Genomic DNA, 3,186 nt, shown 5'->3' on the forward strand with positions numbered 1-3,186 from the left:
CCGGCTTCGGCTTCACGCAGGAAGCCGATGATCTGCTCTTCGGAAAAGCGCTTCTTCACGTCCAATCTCCTTCTGCTTGGGGATTGGACTCCAAATCGCCGTGCTACTCAAAGGCGGGGGGGCGTCGAACCCTCACTCAGACTCTCCCTATCAGCTTGGCTCAGGAAGAACGCCTCCTTCCACCTGTGGCCGATCGCGAGGTGCCGCATGAGCCGCGGCGCTTTACCGAGCGAGCCTGGCGGAGCGGGACACCACCCCAGTCTTTCCCCACGATCTGAGCCCTGCCATTCCGGGCCCTAACACCGGAATTAAGCCGAGCCGCGAAGCGGCTTCGGCTTGAATGATTTGTTAGCACTCATCCTACAGCAGCACCGAGCTTGTAGATGGGCAGGTACATGGCGACTGCACAAACAGGAAGCAGCACCATCAGGCTAACCAGCCCGAGAGCCAATGTGCGCCGGCCGCGCAAGTGAGGCTTTGAAATTTTGGCAGCGCAAGCGACCGCCAATGGTATAAGCCAAAGCATCATGTGATAGTTCAGGACTACATATGTCAGGCCAGAAATCTCTGCACCAAAGCTTGCGAAAGTGTCGCGGAATGAGGCCGAGACGAGCGAGCAAGCCAGTGCAGGAATGGCCGACAGACCCACACCTAGTGCGATGAGAATCAATGAGCCGCTCGGGTTGGTGCGTGATTCCACGGTCGCGATTGGAGAGCTATAAGGATTTGTCATGAGTGCTAACACCTGAGTTAAGCCGAGCCGCGAAGCGGCTTCGGCTTGAATGAATTGTTAGGGCCCGGTCTGTGCTTGGACTGCTGCGCCAACCTTGGCCCCACCTGCTGCCTTTGTACCACTCTTGGCACCAGAACCCTCAAGGGCCCTTAGCCCCAAGCAAAGAGAACCCTCACTCAGACTCTCCCCATCAGCTTGGCTCAGGAAGAACGCCTCCTTCCACCTGTGACCGGTCGCAGTGAGCTGCATGAGCCGCGGCGCTCTACCGAGCGAGCCTGGTGGAGCGGGGCACCACCCCAGTCTTTCCCCACGATCTGAGCCCTGCGATTCCGGGCCCTAACACCAGAATTAAGCCGAGCCGCGAAGCGGCTTCGGCTTGAATGATTTGTTAGGCGCTACGCCGGATGCGTCCACGATGCAAAGTCTTGCATCTTGTTCGCTCGCTCACTCATGACATGCGCGCGAACCTGCTGTATGTAGGCCACGCGATCTGCGGATGGATCAACCCCAGGAGGCACATGCTTGCCCTTGAGGTTGTTGCAAACGAAGCAGCTGAGTACAAGATTACTCAGATCATCTCCAGCGCCCGGTACAAGATGGTCTAGTTGACTCGTCTGAAATGTCTCAAAGTCAAGCAGCATGTACTTGCCACAGTAGATGCATCGATGCTTATCCCGCTCAAAAACCTGTGAGAATTTTCCAGCCACTGTACTCTCCTGTAACGCCTAACGCCTGAATTAAGCCGAGCCGCGAAGCGGCTTCGGCTTGAATGAATTGTTAGGCCGCATGGTACGGCACAAGTGAGGTGCCGAGGACGTGCTCAAGGGCTTGCCGTGCAGTCGATACGTCCTCATCAGTGAGGTCGCTGCTAGACGAAACGATGATTTGCCAGTTGACGCAACTCGGCGCCGAAGGAATCCAGCTGGCGATAGTGGAGGTATCAGTTGTCCGCGTGATGTTGAGCGTAGTGCCGGACGGAAGTCTTGCCGTTGCGTACTCCCAGCTGTCTTCAACGTCGCAGTCAAACGGCCCGAGGCCATAAGTTGACTCTAATGCCGAAACGATCCGGTCGAGGCCGATCAACGAAAGAGCGGCGAAGTGAAGTGTTTGCATTGGTGGGATGCGGCCTAACACCTGAATTAAGCCGAGCCGCGAAGCGGCTTCGGCTTGAATGAATTGTTAGGCACGTCCGCCGGGCTAGACGCGCGGGACATGCCCAGAACCGTGGCATCTGGAGCATGGAACGTGACGACCCTCTCGCGGGTCGCTAGATGTGCCCCAGCAAGTTTGACAGTCATAAGGCTTTCCCTTGCCGTGACAGTCCGGACATTTGACCTTACCGGTGCCACGGCATGCCGGGCAATCTTTCAGTTCCAGGTTGCTGTTCTTACCAATCGCCACGATCTTTCCTGACGGGCCTAACACCGGAGTTAAGCCGAGCCGCGAAGCGGCTTCGGCTTGGACGAATTGTTAGGCGCGTCTAGCCGGAGAGCGAGAAGCGCCTTGAGTACTGCTTGTAGATAGCCTCTGCCTTAGCGAATGCTCTAGAGTCAACAAAAATCGACCCTTCCTCTCCGCTTTTGGAACAGGGATATCTGCCCATCCACACCACGGCATCTGTGAAGTAGGTTAGCTCCCATCCGAACTCCGCAGGGAGCTTGGCATCCACCATGCCGCCAAGTTTGAGTAGGTCATGAGTGCCGAGCTCCTTTGGGAACCGAGCTTCCGGGCACCATTCTGAATCGGTTGGGTCGCCGTGCCTTTGAAGCACGATGAGCGCCTTGAATAGTCCTTCCAGGGCGAGCCCGTAAAGCATTGAAGTGACGCGATGCATCTCCATTGCTTCGAATGGATCAAGTTGCTCGGCGGCTCGTTCCTCGCTGGCCCTTGCTGCTGAGATCAAAGCGCGGGCACGCTTGTACCATTCGCGCGGATCGCCAACGCGGTGAGCGAACATTGCTTCAATGGCTGTTGAGTCATCCATCAACGATCAGCGCCTAACACCAGAATTAAGCCGAGCCGCGAAGCGGCTTCGGCTTGAATGATTTGTTAGGGCCCGGTCTTGGCTTGGAGTGCTTAGCCGACCTGGGCCCGCCTTGCTGCCTTTGTACCACCCTTGGCCCTAGACCCCTCACGGGCTCTTGGCCCCAAGCCCAAGACCTATCACTCAAACCCTCCCCTACAGCCCTGACCAGGCAGACCGCCTAGTTCCCCTGTGGCCGGTCGCGGTGAGCAGCACCTTCCCCTTGCGCTCTACCGACCAGGCCACGAGGGCAGGGCAGCAGCCCAACTTTTTGCCCCAGACCTAAGCCCTGCTTTTCCGGGCCCTAACACCGAAGTTAAGCCGAGCTGCGGAGTGGTGACGGCTGCGTGCTAGCGTAGCTAAGCACGCAGACGGCGCCACGAAGCGGCTTCGGCTTGAACGAATTGTTAGCTGCCGCCCCGTTAAGAGC

3 protein-coding genes are annotated in these 3,186 nt (G+C 57.6%); all 3 read right to left on the reverse strand.

From position 1 onward, the window contains the following. Positions 1–355: 355 nt before the first annotated feature. Positions 356–733 (reverse strand): hypothetical protein, encoded by a 378-nt coding sequence (locus H4F99_RS14330; protein WP_182670644.1) that lies wholly within the window; start codon positions 731–733, stop codon positions 356–358. Positions 734–1,128: 395 nt separating this feature from the next. Next, positions 1,129–1,440: an HNH endonuclease gene (locus H4F99_RS14730; protein ID WP_182670645.1), complete on the reverse strand. Its 312-nt coding sequence runs from the start codon at positions 1,438–1,440 to the stop codon at positions 1,129–1,131. A gap of 773 nt (positions 1,441–2,213) precedes the next feature. Then, entirely contained in the window at positions 2,214–2,717 is a 504-nt protein-coding gene (locus tag H4F99_RS14340) for a hypothetical protein (RefSeq protein ID WP_182670646.1), read from the reverse strand. Between the last annotated feature and the right edge of the window lie 469 nt (positions 2,718–3,186).

It is taken from the genome of Marilutibacter penaei (assembly GCF_014145395.1).
Classification (GTDB): Bacteria; Pseudomonadota; Gammaproteobacteria; order Xanthomonadales; family Xanthomonadaceae; genus Marilutibacter; species Marilutibacter penaei.